Source organism: Ruegeria sp. HKCCD3925 (assembly GCF_057221175.1).
In genome coordinates this window covers 51,271-73,574 of sequence record NZ_JBWVBI010000002.1, presented here as the reverse complement: position 1 = coordinate 73,574, position 22,304 = coordinate 51,271, and the positions used below count along the sequence as shown (strand labels likewise).

Annotated in this window: 20 protein-coding genes; 7 read left to right on the top strand and 13 right to left on the bottom strand. The window is 55.5% G+C overall.

Annotated elements, in window-relative coordinates:
• Positions 1-49: 49 nt before the first annotated feature.
• The 5 genes from AC2TEM_RS05330 to AC2TEM_RS05310 form a co-directional block, all read right to left on the bottom strand.
• Positions 50-2,842, bottom strand: a complete 2,793-nt coding sequence (locus tag AC2TEM_RS05330) for a bifunctional aconitate hydratase 2/2-methylisocitrate dehydratase (protein WP_170422591.1) — start codon at positions 2,840-2,842, stop codon at positions 50-52.
• Between the two features lie 291 nt (positions 2,843-3,133).
• Positions 3,134-3,622, bottom strand: coding sequence for an aminomethyltransferase family protein (locus tag AC2TEM_RS05325; RefSeq protein WP_170422589.1), 489 nt, complete (start codon positions 3,620-3,622; stop codon positions 3,134-3,136).
• A 1-nt stretch (position 3,623) separates the two neighbouring features.
• Complete coding sequence (locus tag AC2TEM_RS05320) at positions 3,624-6,494, bottom strand: 2Fe-2S iron-sulfur cluster-binding protein (RefSeq protein ID WP_480856023.1); 2,871 nt, start codon at positions 6,492-6,494, stop codon at positions 3,624-3,626.
• On the bottom strand, positions 6,481-6,738 hold the full coding sequence (locus AC2TEM_RS05315; RefSeq protein WP_170422585.1) for a sarcosine oxidase subunit delta: 258 nt from the start codon (positions 6,736-6,738) through the stop codon (positions 6,481-6,483). The genes AC2TEM_RS05320 and AC2TEM_RS05315 overlap by 14 nt, the downstream gene beginning before the upstream one ends.
• 14 nt (positions 6,739-6,752) lie before the next feature.
• Complete coding sequence (locus AC2TEM_RS05310; protein WP_170422582.1) at positions 6,753-8,003, bottom strand: FAD-dependent oxidoreductase; 1,251 nt, start codon at positions 8,001-8,003, stop codon at positions 6,753-6,755.
• A gap of 272 nt (positions 8,004-8,275) precedes the next feature.
• Between AC2TEM_RS05310 and AC2TEM_RS05305 the strand changes: the two genes are divergently transcribed.
• The gene (locus AC2TEM_RS05305; RefSeq protein WP_480790457.1) at positions 8,276-9,079 is read left to right on the top strand and encodes a phytanoyl-CoA dioxygenase family protein; all 804 of its coding nucleotides are present in this window, start codon (positions 8,276-8,278) and stop codon (positions 9,077-9,079) included.
• A 34-nt stretch (positions 9,080-9,113) separates the two neighbouring features.
• On the opposite strand, the gene AC2TEM_RS05300 is transcribed toward AC2TEM_RS05305, so the two are convergent.
• Both AC2TEM_RS05300 and AC2TEM_RS05295 read right to left on the bottom strand, forming a co-directional pair.
• Positions 9,114-10,163: an aromatic ring-hydroxylating dioxygenase subunit alpha gene (locus tag AC2TEM_RS05300; protein WP_170422580.1), complete on the bottom strand. Its 1,050-nt coding sequence runs from the start codon at positions 10,161-10,163 to the stop codon at positions 9,114-9,116.
• 96 nt (positions 10,164-10,259) lie between these two features.
• Entirely contained in the window at positions 10,260-11,189 is a 930-nt protein-coding gene (locus tag AC2TEM_RS05295; protein ID WP_170422578.1) for a LysR substrate-binding domain-containing protein, read from the bottom strand.
• Between the two features lie 95 nt (positions 11,190-11,284).
• Between AC2TEM_RS05295 and AC2TEM_RS05290 the strand changes: the two genes are divergently transcribed.
• The 3 genes from AC2TEM_RS05290 to AC2TEM_RS05280 all read left to right on the top strand — a co-directional run bounded on the left by AC2TEM_RS05290 (position 11,285) and on the right by AC2TEM_RS05280 (position 13,790).
• Positions 11,285-12,370, top strand: a complete 1,086-nt coding sequence (locus AC2TEM_RS05290; RefSeq protein WP_480790456.1) for a hypothetical protein — start codon at positions 11,285-11,287, stop codon at positions 12,368-12,370.
• Positions 12,371-12,524: 154 nt separating this feature from the next.
• A complete protein-coding gene (locus AC2TEM_RS05285) occupies positions 12,525-13,469 on the top strand; it encodes a fatty acid desaturase family protein (RefSeq protein WP_170422576.1) in 945 nt (314 codons plus the stop codon).
• A 3-nt stretch (positions 13,470-13,472) separates the two neighbouring features.
• The gene (locus AC2TEM_RS05280; RefSeq protein WP_170393847.1) at positions 13,473-13,790 is read left to right on the top strand and encodes a non-heme iron oxygenase ferredoxin subunit; all 318 of its coding nucleotides are present in this window, start codon (positions 13,473-13,475) and stop codon (positions 13,788-13,790) included.
• Positions 13,791-13,797: 7 nt separating this feature from the next.
• Here the strand turns inward: AC2TEM_RS05280 and AC2TEM_RS05275 are convergent, their stop codons facing one another.
• From AC2TEM_RS05275 to AC2TEM_RS05260, 4 genes are read right to left on the bottom strand one after another with little or no spacing between them, the layout of a single operon-like run.
• Entirely contained in the window at positions 13,798-14,679 is an 882-nt protein-coding gene (locus AC2TEM_RS05275) for an amino acid ABC transporter permease (protein WP_170422574.1), read from the bottom strand.
• A gap of 53 nt (positions 14,680-14,732) precedes the next feature.
• Complete coding sequence (locus AC2TEM_RS05270; RefSeq protein WP_170422572.1) at positions 14,733-15,566, bottom strand: transporter substrate-binding domain-containing protein; 834 nt, start codon at positions 15,564-15,566, stop codon at positions 14,733-14,735.
• 36 nt (positions 15,567-15,602) lie between these two features.
• The gene (locus tag AC2TEM_RS05265) at positions 15,603-16,445 is read right to left on the bottom strand and encodes an amino acid ABC transporter permease (protein WP_170393841.1); all 843 of its coding nucleotides are present in this window, start codon (positions 16,443-16,445) and stop codon (positions 15,603-15,605) included.
• 1 nt (position 16,446) lies between these two features.
• A complete protein-coding gene (locus AC2TEM_RS05260; protein ID WP_304621969.1) occupies positions 16,447-17,193 on the bottom strand; it encodes an amino acid ABC transporter ATP-binding protein in 747 nt (248 codons plus the stop codon).
• A gap of 269 nt (positions 17,194-17,462) precedes the next feature.
• Here AC2TEM_RS05260 and AC2TEM_RS05255 point away from each other — a divergent pair, with 269 nt between their 5' ends.
• From AC2TEM_RS05255 to AC2TEM_RS05245, 3 genes are read left to right on the top strand one after another with little or no spacing between them, the layout of a single operon-like run.
• A complete protein-coding gene (locus AC2TEM_RS05255) occupies positions 17,463-18,041 on the top strand; it encodes a carboxymuconolactone decarboxylase family protein (RefSeq protein ID WP_170393839.1) in 579 nt (192 codons plus the stop codon).
• An 11-nt stretch (positions 18,042-18,052) separates the two neighbouring features.
• Positions 18,053-18,640, top strand: a complete 588-nt coding sequence (locus AC2TEM_RS05250; protein WP_170393837.1) for a helix-turn-helix transcriptional regulator — start codon at positions 18,053-18,055, stop codon at positions 18,638-18,640.
• 12 nt (positions 18,641-18,652) lie between these two features.
• Positions 18,653-20,041, top strand: a complete 1,389-nt coding sequence (locus AC2TEM_RS05245; protein WP_170422570.1) for an MATE family efflux transporter — start codon at positions 18,653-18,655, stop codon at positions 20,039-20,041.
• On the opposite strand, the gene AC2TEM_RS05240 is transcribed toward AC2TEM_RS05245, so the two are convergent.
• Positions 20,016-21,260: an FAD-dependent oxidoreductase gene (locus tag AC2TEM_RS05240; protein WP_170422568.1), complete on the bottom strand. Its 1,245-nt coding sequence runs from the start codon at positions 21,258-21,260 to the stop codon at positions 20,016-20,018. The two genes, AC2TEM_RS05245 and AC2TEM_RS05240, sit on opposite strands and share 26 nt — an antisense overlap.
• Before the next feature lie 11 nt (positions 21,261-21,271).
• Positions 21,272-22,285 (bottom strand): Ldh family oxidoreductase, encoded by a 1,014-nt coding sequence (locus tag AC2TEM_RS05235; RefSeq protein ID WP_170422566.1) that lies wholly within the window; start codon positions 22,283-22,285, stop codon positions 21,272-21,274.
• Positions 22,286-22,304: the final 19 nt, after the last annotated feature.

Genomic DNA, 22,304 nt, shown 5'->3' with positions numbered 1-22,304 from the left:
TTAAACAGCAAAAGGCCGGTGCGCCTGAGCGGCGACCGGCCTTTTCCAATCAGAAATGCGCCGAATTGAAATTTGCGGGCTTGGTGACCGGCGGTGCAAAGCGGGTCAGATCGATCCCTTGGACAGCGGCCTTGTATTCCTCGATTTTCGGAGTTCGCCCGAGGATGGCAGACAGTACAACTACCGGTGTGGAAGCCAGAAGGGATTCACCTTTCTTATCTTCCGAGTCCTCGACAACACGCCCTTGGAACAAGCGGGTAGATGTCGCCAGAACAGTATCACCTTTCTCAGCCTTTTCCTGATTACCCATGCAAAGGTTGCAGCCCGGACGCTCAAGATACAGCGTATTTTCATATTCGGTTCGCGCTGATGTCTTGGGGAAAAGATCGTCGAATTCGAAACCGGAATATTCCTGAAGAATGCTCCACTCACCTTCTTCCTTTAACTCATCAACGATGTTGTAGGTTGGCGCCGCGACGACCAGAGGGGCCTTGAATTCAATCTTGCCCTCCTTCTTCTCAAGGTTCTTAAGCATCTGCGATACGATGATCAGATCACCCTTGTGGACCATGCAAGATCCGACAAATCCCAGATCCACTTTCTTTTCCCCTTTGTAGTAGGAAACAGGCCGGATCGTATCGTGCGTATAACGCTTGGAGACATCCGCGTTGTTCACATCAGGGTCGGCGATCATGGGCTCGTTGATCTCGTCCAGATCAACGACCAGCTCGGCAAAATACTCGGCATTTTCATCCGGCCTCAGGGCTGGAACTGCGCCGGATCTGATCTCGGCTATACGTGCGTCGGCTTTGTCGATCAGGCCTTTCAGGGTCCGTGCCTCATTCTCCATTCCCTTGTCGATCATGATCTGAATCCGACCTTTGGCGATTTCCAGTGACTCGATCAGGGTCTCGTCTTCGGAAATACAGATCGAAGCCTTCGCCTTCATCTCGGCCGTCCAGTCGGTGAAGGTAAAAGCCTGATCCGCCAGCAGGGTTCCGATATGAACTTCGATAATACGCCCCTGGAACACGTTATCGCCGAATGCCTTCAGCATCTGAGCCTGTGTCGCGTGGACCACGTCGCGGAAATCCATGTGATCGGCCATTTTGCCTTTGAACGTCACCTTCACGGATTCCGGAATGGGCATGGTTGCTTCGCCCGTGGCCAGTGCCAAGGCAACGGTGCCCGAATCCGCCCCGAAAGCCACACCTTTGGACATGCGCGTGTGCGAGTCGCCCCCAATGATGATGGCGCGATCATCCACGGTGATATCGTTCAGAACCTTGTGGATCACGTCAGTCATCGAGTGATATTCACCCTTGGGATCGCGCCCTGTGATCAGGCCGAAATTGTTCATAAACGCCATCAGTTTGGGGATGTTGGCTTGCGCCTTCTTGTCCCAGACCGAGGCGGTGTGGCAACCGGACTGATACGCACCATCGACGGTTGGAGAAATCACGGTCGCCGCCATCGCCTCAAGCTCTTGCGAGGTCATCAGGCCAGTGGTGTCCTGCGATCCTACGATGTTGACCTTGACCCGTACGTCCGACCCGGCGTGCAAGACCGTGCCTTCCGCTACTCCCAAAGCGTTGCGGTTAAAGATCTTTTCAACCGCGGTCAGGCCCTGTCCATCTCGGCTGATCTCTTTCGACTGCGCAAATGCCGACTTCAGCTCGACTCCCAGTGTCTGTGCTGCAAATGTTTGCAACTTCTTGCCGAACACGATGGCGTAGGATCCGCCGGCCTTCATGAACTCCTGCTTTTGCGGAGTGAAGGACGAGGCAATATCAACAAGCTCATTGGCACCATCGGCGTCATAAAGCTTTTTGTCTTTCGTATTGATCGTGAGCACTGTCCCGGTTTCGACCGAGTACTTTTGCTCCAGGATAGGGCTGTCGTCATTGTTGAGGATCGGATTCCCCTCGGAATCGACTTTTTTGACCCAGTTTTTCAGGTCGATACCAATCCCGCCCGTCACACCAACGGTGGTCAGAAAGATCGGAGAGATACCGTTCGTGCCGGCCACGATCGGGGCAATGTTTACGAATGGCACATATGGGCTGGCCTGCTTGCCTGTCCAAAGCGCAACGTTGTTGACACCCGACATCCGGGACGAGCCAACGCCCATTGTCCCTTTCTCAGCAATCAGCATCACGCGTTTATCTGGGTGCTGGCGCTGTAATTCTTGAATCTCGTCTTGCGCTTGCTGCGAGATTAAGCACTTGCCATGCAGCTCCCGATCCGAGCGCGAGTGTGCCTGGTTGCCCGGCGACAGCAAGTCAGTCGAAATATCGCCCTCGGCAGCGATATACGTGACAACTTTGATCTCTTCCTCGATATCGGGCAGCTTGGTGAAGAACTCGGCCCGCGCATAGCTTTCAAGAATGTCGCGTGCGACCGGATTTCCGGCAGAAAACGCCTCCTTCAAACGATCCGTATCAGCCTCATATAGGAAGACCTGTGTTTTCAGCACTTCAGCCGCCTGCCCTGCGATCTCGGGATCACCACCCAAAGCCAGATCAAGAAGAACCTCAACCGAAGGACCGCCTTTCATGTGCGACAGCAGTTCAAAGGCAAAGGGTACTGAAATTTCGTCAACCAGCGCTTCGCCCTGAATGATCTCTTTCAAAAAACGTGCCTTCTCGCCAGCGGCGCTGGTCGTGCCGGGCAGCGTATTATAGATGAAATAGTTTAGAGAATCCGCACGATGCGCATGATCGACGTCCTTGATCTGTGTAACAAGCTCTTTGACAAGCGCGCCGTCATCAATCGGTTTCGGATGCAGACCCTGCGCTTTGCGGGCTTCAATTTCGTCGAGGTAGTTGGTGTAAAGGCTCATGGCTCGTTCCGGTATATGTGGCTCGATTAGCAGGGGCTCAAAGACGTTATGAACGCCCGAGCATCCTAATTGTATGCGGCGGTATACTAAATGATCGGAACTTGCAAGCCTTGCACCTGTGGCGCGATGTCCCGTCTAAAAGCAACACTTCACAAAGGATTTTGTGCCAGCCAATGACTTTCGATAAGTCCGCTATGTCCTTATCTGAACCCTGTTCCCGGACGATATGCATATAGACCGGCGAGGTAATGAATAGCCATAAAGCGTAAACCGCCCCTGCTTCGAATTACGTCAGGCAGTTGCTCGGGTCAGATAATCCTGAACCATATCGCCAAAACTCTGTTCAACAGCGAACTCAAAACCGCCCTCGCATCGCATCACCAGTGCTTTGAGGCCGAACAGCTCAGAATACGTTACCGCGTCATCATCAAAGGCAGAGGCGTGCAGATCAAGCGGACAGGCAATGGTCACCACATCCACGGCTTGAGGGCCGGTGACGCGAAAGAAGGCAAGAGTGTCCGAAACCCGAACGATACTGATATCTGCAGGGCAGTCCGTGGGTTTGAGCTGCGCTTCCAGCACATCTTCCAGTTCCAGCGAAGCACGTACAATCCAGTGATTGCGTCCAATGTGATATACCTCAACCGCTTCCTGCATCGCCCTTGTGTTGGGGCGGCTTGGCAGAGAAAACTCGGCCCAATTTTGAACGACCTCGGGATCCCCTTTGAGGTCAAACAGCGCATTCAGGGTTTGGCGTTCGATCTTGACGTCGTAGCTCATCTCAGGACCTCAGGCGCTGACCCTCGGGGTCATGGAATACAGGCTTTGTGATGGTCACCGGGATCACCTCGTCTTTCAGCCGAACATGCGCGGTTTGCCCGTGTCGCTCCTGCCCGTTCTTCAGCAACGCCAGGCCAACCCAGCGATTGTTGACGACGCTCCAGACGCAGGCGGTAACCAATCCTTCGGTCGCTTCTTTGCGACCTTTAGGGGTCAGTGGCGCGCCTTCGGGCACTTGCTTGTCAGGGTCTTCGGGCAAGATGCCGACCAATTCCCGGCGTTTCCCTTCCGCTTCACGGCGCAAGTGGACCGAGCGCTTGCCTAGGTAGTCGGGCTTTTTCTTCGACATTGCCCAGCCCATGCCCAGGTCATAGGCGTCCACGGTACCATCGACCTCGTGACCCAGCGAAAGAAAGCCTTTTTCCACACGCAAGACATGGCTGGATTCCGATCCTACAGGCAGGATATCAAAGGGTGCACCAGCCTCCATCACCTTGTCCCACAAGGCGGCCATGTGGCGTGGGGCAACGTTGACCTCATAGGATAGCTCACCGGTGAAACTGACGCGCACAACCCGCGCAGGGAACCCCGCTACCGTACCGTCCCGGAACGACATGAAGGGGAATGCCTCGGGCGACAGATCGATATCCGTACACAGCGCGTGCATGACATCGCGCGCGCGGGGTCCACAAATGGTGGCGTTGTTCCACTGGCTTGTCACAGTTGTGATCATGACTTGCCAGTCAGGAAACTCGGTCTGAAGCAGCTTTTCCATGTGCTGGTTGACGGCGTCTGCATGGCCCGTTGAGGTCGAGATTATCCAGCGGCGCTGATCCAGCCGAAAGGCCACCCCGTCATCTATGATCAGACCGTCATCCGACAACATAAGACCATAGCGACCATCGCCGGGCTTCAGGCTGGACATGATGTTCGAATACAGAAAATCCAGAAAGCGCGGTACATCGCGCCCTTTAAGCTCGAACGTGCCGAGCGGCGAACCGTCGTATACGCCAACGCCTTCACGCACCGCGCGGCATTCCCGGTTCACCACCTCTTGCAGGCCCTCACCGGGTTTGGGAAAAAACCCCGGACGGCGCCATCGGGCACCAGCCTCATACATCACTGCGCCATAATCCTTGTTCCATTGGGTCACCGGCGTGTGCCGGTAGGGGAACAACACCGAGTCCTCACGCAGCCCCCCAATCGCACCGAATGAGACTGGCGTGTAGGGAGAGCGGAATGTCGTCGTGCCAACATCTTGCAATGGAACGCCCTTTTGCAAAGCAACGGTGCCAATAATGTTGATATTGCCCGTCTTGCCCTGATCTACGCCCATCCCGCCAGTGGTGTAGCGTTTGACATGTTCCACGTTGTCATATCCTTCACGCAGCGCCAGATGCACATCGCTGACCGCAACATCGTTCTGAATATCCAGGAATGCCTTTCCGCGTTGCCCTGGCACATCTACGCGCCATAGCGGTTCAATCGAATAAGGCAGCTCTGAACCGTCATCGATGATCCGATCCAGTGTGAGATCCCCCGCCGCCGCGCCGACGGCCCGACAGGATTGAATCGGTTGATCGGGCAAAAACGCAGCGAGTTCTTCATCAAACCGAAGTGTGCTGCGGGACTGAGACCACAGGTGCACCGTCGGATTCCAACCGCCGGAATGAGCCAGCAAGTCGCAGTCGATCCAGGTGCCTGCGCCCCCGGACTTGGGAACGGCCTTGACAGCACGGATGCTTTTGTACCCTCGGATATCGGCGGCTACTGTTCCGGCATGGACGGTTATCCCCGACACCAGATCAAGAGATTCCCTTGGAACCGTGTCGCGGCTATCGAGGATCGCGTTAACCGTTACCTCAGCTGCGACCAGATCGGCGGCCACTGCGTAAGCGCTGTTGTTGTTGGTGAACAGAACCACACTCTGACCGGGTGTCACGCCCCAACGATTGACATAGGCCTGCACGGATGAGGCCAACATGACGCCCGGCCTGTCATTATTGGCAAACACCATCGACCGTTCCGTAGCCCCGGTGGCGATCACCACCTCAGCAACACGGACCCGCCAGTTGCGTTCTAGAATGCTGGCCTGATCCGGCTCGCGTTCATTGACGATCAGTAGGTTGTGTTCGCGATAGGCCCATACGGTCGCGTTCTGAAGATGGGTGACGTTTGCCATTTGGCTTAGTTCTTCAACCGCTTCGCCCACCCAATCCATCGCCGGACGCCCGCCAATGGTCAGGGTGCGGTTCAGGAGGCTGCCGCCCGCTTCGGTTCCCTCGTCTGCGAGGAAGACACGCTTGCCCGCCCGACCAGCCTCAAGTGCAGCTTGCAGGCCAGCGGGACCTGCACCTGCAATCAAGACATCTGCATGAGCGTAGCGCGCTTCGAAATGCCCCGATGACGGCGGGTGCGCAGGCGCTGCGGCCAAACCCGCTGCCTTGCGAATAGACGGTTCAAACAGATGCCAGTTAGGCCATTTGAAAGTTTTGTAGTAGAAGCCCGCAGGAATAAAACGGCCAATCAATTGATTGATCCCGCCCAGATCAAACTCGGGCGATGGCCAGCAATTGACCGAGCGTGCGTTCAGCCCTTCGCGCAATGGAACCGTAGTCGCTGGACGGTTGCCCGAGGCGTCCTCGCCTTCCAGCTCCACAAGCGTTCCTGGCTCTTCGGGACCGTGTCCGACAATGCCGCGTGGGCGGTGGTACTTGAAACTACGGGCTGTTACTCGCACCCCGTTCGCCAGCAGGGCCGAGGCCAGAGTGTCCCCTTCGAACCCTTCGTAAGTTTTCCCATTGAACCGGAACGTCAGAGGGCGGCTTCGTTCAACACGACCACCCACTGCGCGGCGATTAATCTGAGCCATCGGGCACCTCCACAATGTCATGCTTCACGGTATCCCGCCAGATTGTCAGCCACTCGCCACAGCCCCGAGCGTGCCACCACCGCTCTTGCACAGGCCCCATCGGGTTGGGCGTTATGGTCAGGTATTCGACCCAATCAGCATCGCTGACGGCGTTGGCATCGGGTCGAGTAGCACCGACCGGGCCGCCATAGACGAACTCGCTTTCATTGCGCTTGCCACAGAATGGGCAGGGGATGAGCATCATGATCCTGTCCCTTCCTATCTCGCCGTTGTGGTGCCGGCTTCCATCACAAATTCCAGATGGCGGAAGCGGCCTAAAGTGAACGAGGCCATCAGCGGATGCGGCTCGCCTTTGGCGACCAGATGCGCAAGCGTCAGTCCGCCCGCAGGAATGGCTTTGTATCCGCCCCACCATCCAGCGGTCACGAACAGCCCCGGTACCTCAGTCTGATCCATGATGGGCGAGGCATCATGGGCAATATCAAGATGCCCACCCCATTGGCGCATTAGTTTGAGTTTCTTGAAGCTCGGGAAAAGCGACAGCATCGCGGTCACAGTGTCTTCGAACACATGTTGCTTGATGTCGCGACGAAAGCTTTGCCCCATATCAGGAGCGCCGCCGATCACCATCTCGCCCTTGTCAGACTGGCTGAAATAGAACCCACTGTCCGGGCAATTTACGATGACATCCACCAAGGGCTTCACTGGTTCGGACACAAAGGCCGTCAGGTTCATCGTGCGCAATGGCAGCTTGAGCCCCGCTGTCTCGGTCAACGTCGTGGTATGGCCCGATACGGCCACCACAACCTTTTTCGCCCGCACGGTGCCGCGATTGGTCTCGACACCTTCGATGCGCCCATCAGCGCCACGGATCAATGCTTGCACGGCGGTCTGTTGGTGCATCTCCACCCCCATCGCATCCGCCGCGCGGGCATAGCCCCAGGCCACCGCATCATGACGGTTTACACCTGCGTCCGTGTGGACCATTCCGCAGATGATCGGCAGGCGCGCATCTGGCCCACCGCCTGTCAGCGCAGGTATGCGTTTGCGCAATTCTTCTGTCGTGATCTGTTCATATGTCGAGCCATAGATGTCCATGACCAATTGCCGACGCCGCAACTCTCGCAGTTTGGGCCAGGTCTGCACCACATCCACCATGGTACGCTTGGAATGCATCATGTTGAAGTTCAGCTCTTGCGTCAGCCTTTCGTACATCTCGACGGATTTGACGTAGAACGGGATCGACTCGTCACGCATGTAATTTGACCGAATCGTAACCGTATTGCGCGCTATGTTTCCGCCACCCAACCAGCCCCGTTCCAGCACGGCGACGTCGGTTATGCCAAACTCTTTGGCCAGATAATAAGCCGTGGCCAGCCCGTGACCCCCTGCCCCGATCACCACCACCTCGTACCGGTCTTTGAGTGGCAGGCTTCGCCAGGCTCGGGACCAGTTCTTATGACCAGAAATCGCGTTACGGGCGAGTGAAAATGCCGAGTATTTTTGCATAACAAGCACAATATTTATCAGAAAAAATATATCGTCAATAAATATATTTACCATTACGCAAAACTGCTTGCGCAATCAAAGGTCGAGGGCTACCATGGCGCATGACCTTCAAAATCGAACAGTTTCATCGGAATCTTGCCGGCAAATGGTCGGCCCGATCCCGCTGGCCCTGCTTCATCATAAACTGCCGCAGTTCACCCTCTCTCTGACTCCATGCAGACCGTGGCGCTTTGCGCCTGAATTCAAGCCCGCCGGGAAATGAGGCGGATGCTATGGATGGAAGAACTATGATAAACACACCGGATACAGATTCTGTTCAGCAAGCGTATGCGCGCGATGGCGTCGTTTTATTGAGAAACATCCTCAGGGACGATTGGTTAAACAAGTTGCGTGATGCCGTGGACGAAGAGGTCAAAAAGGGTGACCGGTATTTTGCCTATAAAAATATGTGTGAAAAACCGAGTGTCTTTCAGGACTATTGTCTGAACTCAGATATTGGAAAGCGCGTGGCCGAGGTGGCGGGCAGCCCCTGGACTTCGTTGATCTATGACCAAATTTTCGTGAAAGAACCTGGCACACGCACCCAGACAGGCTGGCATACAGATCAGCCCTATTGGCCTGTGGCCGGTCCCATCATGACAATGTGGATCGCACTTGATCCTGTCGACACAGACAATGGAGCGCTGGAATTTGTCCGTGGCTCGCACGCTTGGGGCGCAAAATACCGGCCTTTCAAAACTGACCAGCTTGGCAAGTTTCTTCACTATCTGGAAGAGGATAACCCGGACTATATCGACATGCCCGATTTCGAGGCGGATCGCACTAAATATGACATATTCCACTATGAACAGATGGAACCTGGCGATGCCCTGGCCTTCGATGGAATGACTGTGCATTCGGCGATGGGCAACCGAACCTCGACCCGTCGCAGGCGTGGATATGCGGTACGTTTTGCCGTTGAAGGTGCCACCTATGAACCGCGCGATAGCGTTACTGAATGGCTGCATGATGACGACCTGAAATCGGGTGCTCCCTTTGCCGGTGGGCGCTTCCCTGTCATCTATAGCAACACCTAAGATAAGGGGCCGGGAACTGGCCCCTGTTCAAGTTTTAGGCTTGCCGAATTGCACCCTCTGGCACAGCGGCCTCGGCCTCGATCGCTCGGTCGAGCACGCGTCGGTATGTTTTTGCCCCGGCATCCAAACCCAGATCAATATGCGGTGTCTGTGCGTTTTTCATGCCCTTGTGCACTTTTTCCAGCACATCTTTGTCTTCAAGAAACGCCATCCGCGCACCATCATTCATGAATTTCGAAACCTCGGCATTGTCCGGATCAGAGTTGCGATGCTGGAACCAGAAATACCTGGTCTGATCCTCGTTGATTGGCGTCATGAAGTTGTAAGAGATGTTGATGAATGTCTCATCGACAGGATCTTTGTCATATCCACCCGTGCCAACCGGAGTATAGATGGACTTATTCAGCCCGATTGCGGGCATGCACATTTCGTAATGCTGCAAGCGGTCGCAATCGCCGTCGAACGAGACCAGTTTGGCATAGTAAGGCGATGGAGGTTTGTTTTCGATCCAGCGCGAGACAATCACGCCGCGATCTGTCTTTTTGACGTCCAGAGGCTCTTCATCCGTTCCCGCGCCGGCGAATGACGAGACATGTACCCAGGCCACGTGGCTGGGATCAAGCAGGTTGTCGCAAACCCAAAGATAATGGCAATCGATATCCATCACCCCGCCATCGGTTAGGCCCCAGCTCGTGTCATCAAAGTTTTCGATTGGGAAAATCAGGTCCGGATCAGCCAGTTCAGGATCGCCCATCCAGATCCAGAGCAGGCGATAGCGGTCGACAACTGGATAAGACTTCACCACCGCGCGCCGAGGCGTCATCCCCCGCTGCGTTGGGCTGTCCGTACATTTGCCCGAACAATCGAATGTCAGCCCGTGGTAGCCGCATTCGACCAGATCCCCTTTCAGATTGCCATCGGATAGCGGGAGCTTGCGATGCGGGCAGGCATTCTCAAGCGCAACGGGCGTCCCATCCTGCTGACGATAGAGCACAATGTTCTCACCCAGATATGTCTCAGCCTTCAGTTCGCGCCCGATATCCTTGCTCCAGGCGGCAACATACCAGCAATTTCTGAGGTACATGGTTTGCTCTCCAATTTGATCAGTTGGCTTAGCGCCATTATGGCAGCGTCAGTGCAATACACCATTCCGGATTTGTAATGATACATATAAGGCAAGCTAATTCGGCAGCATAACCGACGGGGGCAGATCGGGCTGCGAAGCAACTTCGGCCTTGATCCAGTTCAGGAACTCGCTGACTTTTTGGCTGTCTTTGCTATCAGGGCGCCGGACGAGCCAATAGGAAAGTGGCGATTGGGTCAGTTGCTGAAACGGTCGCACCAAACGGCCATCGCACAACGCATCAATCACCAGCGGTTCGCGCCCAAGCGCCACCCCCAGTCCCTCTATCGCTGCCTGTATGACCATGTTTGATTGGCCCAATCGGCGCGTGCGCACTTCAAACGGCAATGTCAGATTGGTTTGCCGCGCCCAGAACTCCCATGTTGGGCTGGACGTACCATGGTGCAGATTTTCATCTACGAGCAGTGTGTGCTGTGACAAATCTTCAATGCGCTTCAGTTCAGGCAACAGCGCGGGCGCGCAGACGGGAAACAGCCTTTCCCGCATAAGCAAATCAACTTCAAACCCGGGATATTCACCAAGACCATATCGAATGCCGATATCGGAATCCGCACCGGAAAACGGATAGTATCCCGTATCCGTCGCGATCGAAATAGACAGGTCCGGGTGGGCCAAATCAAAGTGCAGAAGCCTTGGAAACAGCCAGTTGAATGCAAACCCCGGCAAGCACGAAATCACGATGGTCCGGTCCGCACGCGTTCGATCGCGAAGTTGCGCGCACACATCTGAAATGCGCCCCAACCCATCCGAGATTGCCTGCGCCAATTGCTCACCTTCGCGGGTAGGTCGCGATTGCCGCGCACCGCGCACCAGCAAATCCCGCCCAAGCCATTCCTCGAGCGATCTGACGTGCTGGCTGACGGCACTTTGGCTGACCCCCAGTTCCTCGGCGGCGGGCGAAAAGCCGGAATGGCGTACAACTGCCTCAAAGGCTCGCAGCGCGGAGTATGGCAGATTCAAGATCATATTAGTCATCCTAATGTCAGCCATTATCACTTTCAAATGGATTGCCGGCGGCCCTAGGCCGTAAGTTGATAGTGTCAAGTAATCAGGAGATGTCGATGTCCGACATGACGCCAGAGCGGGGCGCTTACAATCTGCTGGTCAATTGCGCCCGCGCGGCGGCGGGTGAAAGGCTGCTGATTGCCTATGAACCTGCAGAGTTTGGATATTTCGACGCCGACAGCGTAAATGTTGTCAGTCAGGCGGCCCGTCAACTTGGGCTGGGGGTCGACACGGTTGATGTGGGCTTCAATCCGGACAATCCGCAATTATCGCCCGATCTGCTTGCCCGGTTCGAAGCGGCAGACATCATTCTATTTCTGGCCCGGCTTGGGGATCAGTTGCGGTTCTCGGACATGCCGCAGGGTAAGAAAGTCATCGTTAGCTTCGCTTTAACCAAAGAAATGCTGGGATCTGGTTTTTCCAACGGCCACCACGATGCGTTCATGGAGCTTAAGGCCGATATCAACGCGGTCTTGGACGCGGCCAGCGAGGTGCGGATCACTTGCCCTTTGGGCACTGATGTAAGCGGTCGGCCAGTGATGAACCTGCAACCCTCGGGCGACACCTCGATCCTGCGTTTTCCGATGTCAGTCTTTACCCCGGTTCCTGCCCACAGTTTCTCGGGCCGTGTCGCGATCAGTTTTCTGACGGGAACGGGGTCGAAGTATTACGATGACTACACCATCGAATTCGACCGCCCCGTCTTTGCGATGATGGAGAATGGGCGGCTGCAGCGTTTTGACGGCGATCCCGACAACGCCGCACGGGCCGAGGCGCATTATGACCGGGTAGCCAACCAGTTGGGAATTGATCGCAATTTCGTGCACTCTTGGCATGCAGGTATCCATCCGGGCTGCGGCTACCCCTGGGATATGCGCGAAAACTATGAACGCTGGGGCGGCTCCGCTTTCGGAAATCCACGCATCCTGCATTTCCACACCTGCGGGGCGTACGCCCCCGGTGAAATCAGCTGGAACGTTATTGATCCTTCCATCGAAATCGATGGCGTAACTTATTGGAACCACGGTACATTCCATGCCGAACGGTTGCCTTACGGCCAATCAATCCTGGATCGGCACCCTTGCGCGGCCGCCCTGTTCGCCCATCCCGATCCGGATATCGGTCTGCGTGCAGTTGGCTGATCAATAGCGGCTTGATCGAATCACGAGCTGTGGAAATACTCTTAGATAATAGGGTCTGTTCGAGTTGGCCCTATGGTGCGGAGCACTCCCGTCTCCGGTGCCGGAATATGCGCAGAGGGCAAGACCCCCGCTCCGGCAAAATCATGGAAATCACATGTCAAAAGCTATTGTTACGCCGCTGACTCAGGCTCTGGCCGAAGGAAAACTGACGCGCGAAGAACTCAAGGGATTCATGCAACGCTCGAACGCGCACGGGTTACGTCATCTTGCAATGTGGATTTTAGTGCTGGCCTGCACGACAACTTTGATCACCCTAGCCTGGAACAGTTGGCTGATTTGGCCCGCGATGTTTCTGCAAGGGGTCGTCTTGGTGCATCATTTCTCACTTCAGCATGAGTGTGTGCACTATACCGTGTTTCGCACCCGGAGGTTGAATGATCTGGTTGGTCAGATTTGCGGGCTGATCATCATTCTGCCGCATCGGTTCTTCCGATACGAACATTGTGATCATCACACATATACGCAACTGAACGGAGAGGATCCCGAACTGATCCCGCTGCCCAAATCCCTTGGCGAGTACTTTTTGTACCTGTCAGCCCTGCCTTATTGGCGCGGTAAATTAACTGAGCTGTTCCGACATGCCTTTGGGAAGCTCAGCAAGGCCGAGTTGAGTTTCATTCCCAAAGAGGAGCATCAGTCGGTCTATTGGGACGCGCGCCGCATGCTGGCCATTTACGCTTTGATCTTTCTGGCTATGGCCTCCACCGGATGGTGGGGATTGATCTGGTATTGGATCATACCCCTGTTTCTGGGTGAGCCGGTGATGCGATTCATACGAATGACCGAGCATGTCGGACGTCCCACCGTGGCGCAGATGTCAGAAAACACGCGCACCAATCTGGTGTCAAAGCCGATGTCATTTTTATGCTGGAATATGAACTATCATGCTGAACATCACTATGTCGCCTCAGTTCCCTTTCACGCTCTGCCCCGTCTGCATGAGAAGTTAAAGGATCATATCTTCGTCGAGAAAGGTGGATATCTGGCTGCGCATCGCGACATTCTGCGGCAGATCGTGCAACGCAAAGCCGAGGCCTGAGCGATGGCAGCAGACAAACCTTGGCGCGATGTGATCGAGGCATCGAAGCTGGAAGAAAACTGGGTCACGCGGGTTCAGATCGGGCCGAGATTGATTGCAGTTTATGATACACCCAGCGGTGTCTATGCCTCGCTGGCATTGTGCAACCATGGTGGGGCTGATCTGTGTGACGGCTATTTTGATGGGCATGTTATCGAATGCCCATTGCACCAGGGCGCGTTCGATGTGCGTGATGGCAAGCCCGTTTCAGCGCCTGCGACCCGAGCAATGCGGGTCTTTGAGACACGGATTCAGGATGGAATGGTTCAGGTCCGAATGTGACCTGAACCTAGCGCTTGTCAGATCGTTTCTCTAGCCGCGCAAAGATGCGGCTGAGGCCGAAGCAGACGACAAAATAGAATGCAGCCGTTGTGATCCATGCCTCAAAAATCATCCGGGACGAAGCGACCAACTCGACGGTCTTGTAGGTCAGTTCCTGAACCGAGATCAGCGACAAGATCGAGCTGTCCTTGATTAGTGAGATGAACTGGTTGGCCAGCGGCGGGACGACCTTTTTCATCGCCTGCGGCAGCACGACATAGCGAAGCTCTTGCAAACGGCTCATCCCGATCGAGCGTGCAGCTTCACGCTGACCTTTGGGGATCGATTGAATACCGGCACGGACAATTTCGCCGACAAATGCGCTTTCAAACAGCGCCAGAACGATGACACCTGAGACAAGCGACGGAAAGCGCCGCATCTCACCAAAGAAAAATGTCCAGATGTGGTTGTCTTCCTGCCGCGCAATTCCACGTGCCCAGCGTTCAAGGTTTAGTGCGTCGATCAGTTGCTGTGACAGGAAGAAAAAGAAAATAAAGACAACAACAACCGGTGGCACATTACGCAGAAATTCAAGATATGTGCGTGCCAGCATGCGTATGGTCAGGTTGGCAGAACAGCGCGCGATCCCCAGAATTGTACCCAGAATGAGCGCCAAAATGCCGGAATAAATGCTGATACGAACCGTCGCCACCAAGCCTTGCAGCAATAGATTGGCAAAATACTCTTCTCGCCCAGTATGCCAGCCGACGATGTAGCTGGGGATCAATTCCCACCGCCACTTATAGTTCAGCGTACCTTCGATCGACAGCCAGATATATCCGAAGAAGGCGATCAATACCGCCACGATCAGATAATCTGGCCATCTGAGTTTTCTAAGAAATTCAGGCACCTGGGCGCTCCGCTTAAGGCCCGAGGGCGGCTGATCCGCCCCCGGCTAATTGGTTATTGGGCAACCTGGTCTGCCCACTCTTCAGTTGCGAACCAATAGTTGTGACGCTCTTCCAACCAACCAGACCGCCAGTTCTGAGCGATCCAATTGTTGAAAAAATTCATGGCGTCCGGATCGCCCTTGCGTACTCCGAACGCTTCGCCACGCGGATCATAGAGGTTATCGAACGGAACGGTCAGAGTTTCCGGATGGCGACCGGCCTCGCGGTTCGGCGTAGGTTGAGCCGCCATCGAAGCATGCGCGTTTCCGTTTAGCACTTCTTGCGTTGATGCACCGTCTTCATCAAACAACAGCAGCGTCGCGTTGGGGAAGTTTTCCGCGATCACTGTAGCTGGTGTCGCACCGCGACGAGCGGCAAAGGTGACCTCAGGTTTATTGAAATCTTCCAAAGACATACCATCGGTCAACTGTTTGTTAGCCATAATAGCCAGGCCCGAATACGCGTAGGGATCGGTAAAGTTGATCGTCAAGTTTCGCTGCGCAGTCACCGACATGCCTGAGATGATCACGTCGAAATTGCCGGATACGAGCGCCGGGATGATGCCATCCCAGGCGGTCGGTACAAACTCGACCTCTACACCCATGTCCTCGGCCAGCTTGCGACCGACATCAAGTTCGAACCCGATCAGATCACCATTCTTGTCGCGCATCGACCACGGCACGAACAGCGACAGACCAATCCGGATCACTCCATCCTGTTTGATCGTTTCAATCACACTTTCGCGGGACAGTTCCTGAGTCGCACTTTGCGCCCAGCCTGAGGTCGCCATGCCTGTTGCCACGACCGCGCTCAGGGCCGCCCCGAGCATTCTGCGAGATAGCTTCATCTTGGTTCTCCTTGTTGTCCGGTTAAGTTCTCGTGGTTATTGGTCGACGGCATATTTCTTCTCCAGATAGCTTACGCCAATCGACAGGATCAGGGTCACCACCAGATAGACCAGCGCGATAGTGAACCAGATTTCAAAACTCATATACGTGTCGGATATAATGTTGCGCCCGAAGGTGGTGAGTTCGGCCACGGCAATGACGCTGACAATAGCCGAGGATTTAATCAGGTGGACGACCTCGCCCGTCATGGGCGGTAGCATAAAGCGAACAGATTGCGGCAGAATGATATATCTGTAGGTCTGATAGGGGGTCATACCGATAGACTTGGCCGCCTCCCACTGACCAGACGGGATGGCGTTGATCCCCGCCCGTAGGATTTCTGAAATCAAGGCTGAATGAAACACCGCCAAAGTCAGGATGCTGGCGGTATATCGATCAAATCCAAAGATAGGACCCAGGACATAATAGAACAGGTAAAGCAGAACCAGCAGAGGGATATTGCGGATCAGTTCAAGGTAGGCAACCGCGACAGCAGTGCCAACTACCAAGCCGGACAAGCGCAGTAACGCCACTAGCAACCCGATAGCTGTGGCCAGCAGAAACGAGGTAACTGACAGCTTGATCGTGGCAACCAGTCCGATGGGGATTTCGCCCCACTCGAACCCAATCTCGGTGTTGCGGTACAGGAATTGAGGCACGCGATACCACTGCCAATTATAGCCCATACCCTGCGCGCCAACATATGACCCGTAGGCGATCAACCCGACAATAACCGCATAGATCACGACGGACACTAACACCGAGCCAAAGAACCGCTTGTATAGTGGCGGCTTCGGCAGCGCTTGCCCGCGTCCCTGTGATATGCCCAGATCGGTCACGTTAGTGTTCCAATATCTGGTTCAGGAATAGACGGCAGCGCTCGCTTGACGGGTTGGTGAAGAACTGATCGGGCGGCGAGATTTCAACGATCTGCCCCGCCTCCATAAAGACCATCGTGTCGGCGACCTTGCGCGCAAACCCCATCTCATGCGTGACAACCACCATGGTCATGCCCGTATCGGCCAGTTCAACCATCACATCCAGCACCTCGTTGATCATTTCGGGATCAAGCGCGGATGTTGGTTCATCAAATAGCATGATCCGTGTTTCCATGCACAAGGACCGCGCGATAGCGACGCGCTGTTGCTGCCCCCCCGACAATTGCGCCGGGTACTTATCGGCCTGCTCAGGAATATGAACGCGGTCGAGATAATTGCGCGCGGTTTCCTCGGCCTGAGCCTTGGATAGCTTGCGCACCTTCATCGGTCCGATCATCAGGTTTTCAAGCACAGTCAGGTGCGGAAACAAGTTGAACTGCTGGAAGACCATGCCGACTTCCTGTCGCAGTTCACGGATTTCCTTGGCACCTTCATAGACTTCGATCCCATCGATCACGAGACGCCCGGAATTATGCCACTCTAACCCGTTGAAACAGCGGATCAGGGTGGACTTTCCCGATCCGGACGGGCCGCAGATTACCACCTTCTCACCTTGATGAACGGTCAGATCGATGTTCTTGAGCGCATGGAAAGTCCCATAGAACTTATCCAGATTGGTCACTTCGATCATGGGGGAGAGCTGTGTCATACCGAACCTGTCAAGATGCGGATCAGCTGGCGCCGCTGATCTATGACGCTGTGGTAGTGCGATCGCAACATGAGGTCATGCACGCATGCGCACGAAGTCATTCGCGGCGATTCAGGCAGAGTGGAGAGATCTGGCAAAGCTTCAGAATCCTCAAATTCGTTGCGCGCTGTTCAATATGGTTGCTTAATGTGCAATATTCGTCAATAAAAAACTCAGCCGAACGGCACACGCCGCGAAAATAGAAACAGAAAACACGAGAGGAAACGTGAATGTCCGCCTGGATTCGGATGATATCTGACGAAGATGCCGACGAGCACCTGAGAGCGACTCTGGATCTGGCGCGCACACCACACGGGACCGTGGACAACGTGATGCGCGTGCATTCACTGCGTCCCAACACCATGAAAGGTCACGTCATTCTGTATCGCGCGTGCCTGCACGATGAAGCCAATTCCATACCCATGTGGTTTCAGGAAGTCATCAGCTCTTACGTATCGACGTTGAACACCTGCCCCTATTCTTATGCCAACCATTGGGCAAACGCCCGACATCTGATCGGTGACGACGCACGCGCCGACGCAATCGAGGCCGCGTTAAAGGCCCACCGGCCGCAGGATGCATTTGAAGGTGCGCAGTTGGCCGCGCTGATCTATGCGCAAAAGCTGACCCTGTCGCCGGGTGCAATGGAGGAATCCGAAGTTCGCGCATTGAAAGATGCCGGCTGGGAAGACGGAGAGATTCTCGAGATCAACCAGATCGTCGGATATTTCAATTATGCCAACCGATTGCTGAATGGTCTGGGTGTCACAACGGAAGGGGACGTGGTGGGCTACTACGCCGAGGATTGACGGATTGAATCATGCACGATGACACGCCGGGAAGACAGATTGATCGCGCTATTGGTGCCTCGCTCAGGGAGCTGCGCCAAAGCCGCAAGCAATCCGCCCGTCGGTTGGCAGAACAGTCTGGTATCTCAGCTGCTATGGTCAGCCGTATCGAAAACGGGTTGGTCTCTCCGTCAATCGATACGCTGGCTGCACTTGCCGAAGCGTTAGAGGTACCAATCGTATCGCTATTTCGCGAAGCGCGGACAGACCACACCGACTATACGCTGGTTCGCCATGGCGAAGGGCTAAAGTCTACGCGACTGGCGGGCGGCCATTCGCACGAATACGTCAACCTTGCACTGCATTCCCGGAAGGACCTGCGCTTTCAGGCCCGTCGTGTCACGTTGTTGCGCGACGAGGGGCAGCCACCCACTTATGTCGGCCATGGCGTCGTGTTTGTGCAGGTTCTCGAAGGGCAGGCCATCTATCGCTATGGCGAGGCCCGATTTACTCTTTCAGCAGGAGACAGCATCAGCGTCGATGCAGAGCTGAATCACGGCTTCGAAGAGGTCCTAACGCCAGAATTCGTATTCCTGACCGTTCAGGCCGAACGTCCGTAGCGGCCAGTTGATATGGCCATCCCAACTGAAATTGATCTGACGCGCGGGCCAATCTCGACCCATTTCCGAACCCTGGCGATCCCGGGCGCAATCGGGATGTTGTTCAACACTCTCTACAACGTTGTCGACATGTTCTTCGCCGGCCTTCTCTCGACCAGCGCGCAGGCTGGATTGGCACTAGGGTTTCAGGCCTTTTTCATTGCCATTTCGGTCGGGGTCGGGTTGGGTGCCGCGATGAGCGCGCTGGTCGGCAACGCATTAGGCGCTGGAGACACTCGCGCAGCGCGGCGGTTTGCGGCACAGGGAATGATCTATGGCTTCATTGCAGCCTGTGTTCTGGCGGCGGCTGGTCTCTGGTACGGCCCTGCGCTGATAAATCTGGTTTCGGAACCGGGACCTTATCGCGATGCAGGTTTACGTTATTTCCACTGGCTCCTATTGGCCTTGCCCGGATTTCTACTGGCCTTCGGTTGCAATGGCATTCTTCAGGCACATGGTGACGCGGTATCGATGCAACGCGCCCTCATGGTGGCGTTTTTTGCCAATATCGGTCTGAACCCCCTCTTGATCTACGGCATTCCGGGCGTGATCCCGGGCATCGGATTTGATGGCCTCGCAGTATCGACGGTGATCAGCCAGACCGGTGTGATGGTGTTTCTGATCCGTCAGGTCCTCAGACGCCGCAGGATGAGGCGCATGCGCCCCCGAAACTTCATTCCGCGCCTACAGAAGTTCAAGGAGATCTCGGTTCAGGTACTTCCCACAGCGACATCTTTCTTCGTGATGCTGCTGTCAGGTTTCGTCATGCAGTTTGCCCTGAAGATCTTTGGAGAGCACGCAATCGCTGGCTTTGGCATTGCCATTCGGCTTGAGCAGATTTTGCTTTTGCCGGTGCTGGGGGTCACGGGGGCACTGCTGCCCATCGCGTCCCAGAATTTCGGTGCCCGCGACTATGAAAGGGTACGCGAGGCACTGTTTTATTGCTGGAAAGTCGGGTTCATCATGACCGCCATCGCAGCCCCCATATTGTGGATTTTTGGCCGCCTTATGATGGGCTTTTTCACCGACGATCCCGATGTGATCCGCGTCGGACTTAGCTATCTACGTGTCGATAGTCTGATCCTCCCGATCTACATGATGCTTTTTTCCATCAACTCGCTATTGCAAGCCTTGAAGCGACCGATCTGGACCGTGTGGATCAGCCTATATCGTCAAGGATTTGGCGTCGCCTTTTTTGTCTGGATTTTCGTCGGCCTGCTCGGCTTTAACGAAATTGGTGTCTGGTTCGGCACCGCAGGTGCCGTGGTGACTGGCTGGATGATCGCGTTGCTGATGACGTCCCATGTGGCTCAAAAAGAGCTGGGCGGGCTTTGGCTCAGGACGAGAACCGATCTGGGCTAAAGGCTTCTATATCGATGTCCGGTGATCTGCCAGCAATTACATCTGCGATTATACGCGCCGTCGTCGCGCCTAGTGTCAGGCCAAGCTGTCCGTGACCCGTCGCAAAGGCGACGTTAGCCAGTCGCCTGCTGCGGCCAATGATCGGACGTGTGTCCGGTGTAAACGGGCGGCGACCCATCCGGCGTTCCGCATTATCGGTCTTCAAACCCGGTAATACGCGGAATGCACGCCTGACCAGCACATCGGCTCGGTTCCAATTCGGCTGCGCGTTCAGGTCGGCAAATTCTGCGGTACCGGCCACTGCCAGCGCCTGCTGATACGGTGTAATGCCAAACCCGCCTTTGGCATAAAACACCGTATGGCGGAGCTCGACCCCGCTATCTTTCAACGCAGTCGAATATCCGATCACCCCTTCCATCCTCAGTTGAACGCCCAGCGTCTTGGCCAAGATTCTAGACGGCGTTCCCGCAGCGATGACGAAATCATCTGCGCTGATCGATCGCCCATCGCTCAGCTTCACGCTTTTCACATGTTGTCCGTCCTGCGTAAAACCGATTGCTCTTCCTGCCACGACTGCCCCGCCGCGGCTGCTAAAACTCTGCGTCAGCGTTTCAACCAATACCTTAGGGTCCGTCACAAAACTCCAGTCTCTAAGCAAAGCTGCATGTTTGAAATCAGATGCTATTGCAGGATCGATTTCATGCGCTTCCTGACCTGTAACTTGATCAATCGTGCAGCCCAACTCACGCGCCAACTCAAAAGCTGGGCGCATGGTCGCAAGGTCATTGTCGTCGTCAAACAACTTGATTACCGGCCGTTCGACCAAAAGCTCAGGATGGCCTACATCTAAAAGCTGAGCCTTGAAATCCGCTGTTGCAGCAAACGTAAGTCTTGCCAGATCGGAGGCGATTGCGCGCATTTTCGAGCGACGCGCATTGGCCGTAAACCGTGCAAACCACGGCAGCAATTTCACCGCTGAGGCCGGGCGCAGTGTCAACGGGGCCTCGGCATCCAGCAACCAGCCCGGTACTTTCATCAGCATCCCCGGCTGCGACAACGGCACGATCTCACCCACTGCGATACACCCGCAGGAAGCCCAACTCGCGCCCTCACCAACCGGACCCGGTTCTACGACGGTGACCTCGTGGCCCTGCGACTGCAATGTCAGCGCACAGGATATTCCGACGATGCCGCCGCCAATTACAACCACCCGTGCCATTACTGGGATCCCTACAGAAGTTCGCGAAGTTGCTTCATCAAGTCCGCTGTGACGCGAACACCATCCGCTTCGGCGGCAGCACGGTTCTTCAAGCGGCCATCTCCGGGAACGCGGGCATCCCCGTTACCTTCAATCTCAGCGCAGATGCGTTGGACATAGCCTTCAAATGCGGCATTCCCGAAACGCGCCGGATCAATCGCGATCAACGTTGAGCCGCCCTTGATATTCAAGGCACCGTGCGCTTCGCGGTTGGCATTGTCCACGGACAATGTTCCACCGGCCAGTGCCGCGCCAAGAACTTCGATCAGGAAGGCGATCGCCGCGCCTTTGTGCTCGCCAAACGGCAACAGACTGCGGGTCTCCAAAATCGCGTTGGGATCGCTGGTTGGCTGACCGTTCGGGTCAAGCCCCGCAGGGCGCGGCAATTCGTGCCCTTCAGCCGCGGCCATCCGGATGTCCATCAGCGCAACCATTGACGAGGCCTGATCCCAAACAACCGGCGCACGACCCGGTCGCGGGCAAGCAAAGGACATCGGATTGGTGCCAAAAACAGGGCGGGTGCCGCCTTGCGGCACCACCATCGAGAGCGAGTTCACAACACCTAGCGCGACCAGCCCAGCGTCCGCCAGCGGACCTGTATCGAAACGTAGTGCCCCCAGATGGTGGCAATTGGCACAAGTAAACGCGGCAATACCATTCGCGCGCGCCATTTCAATAAGCTCGTTTCGAGCTTTGGCGGCCACGATCTGGTAATAGCCATTGTCACCATCTCCGCGCAGAACCCCCGGTGCGATCCGTTCGACACTCGGGTCGGCCTCGGGATTGGCATATCCCGAAGAAAAGCTCTGCGCATAAACAGGTAACATCCTTAACCCATGGCTACGCGGGCCGTCGCGCTCGCTCATCCGCACAAGCCCGGCCAGAACCGTGCTGCCATGTTCATCCATGCCTGCAGCCACAAGGACAGATTTTGCCAATTCCTCTACTTCGTCGAGTGAGAGAGCGATCGTCGAGTTATCGGCCATGTGCCTAATCCTGTCGTTG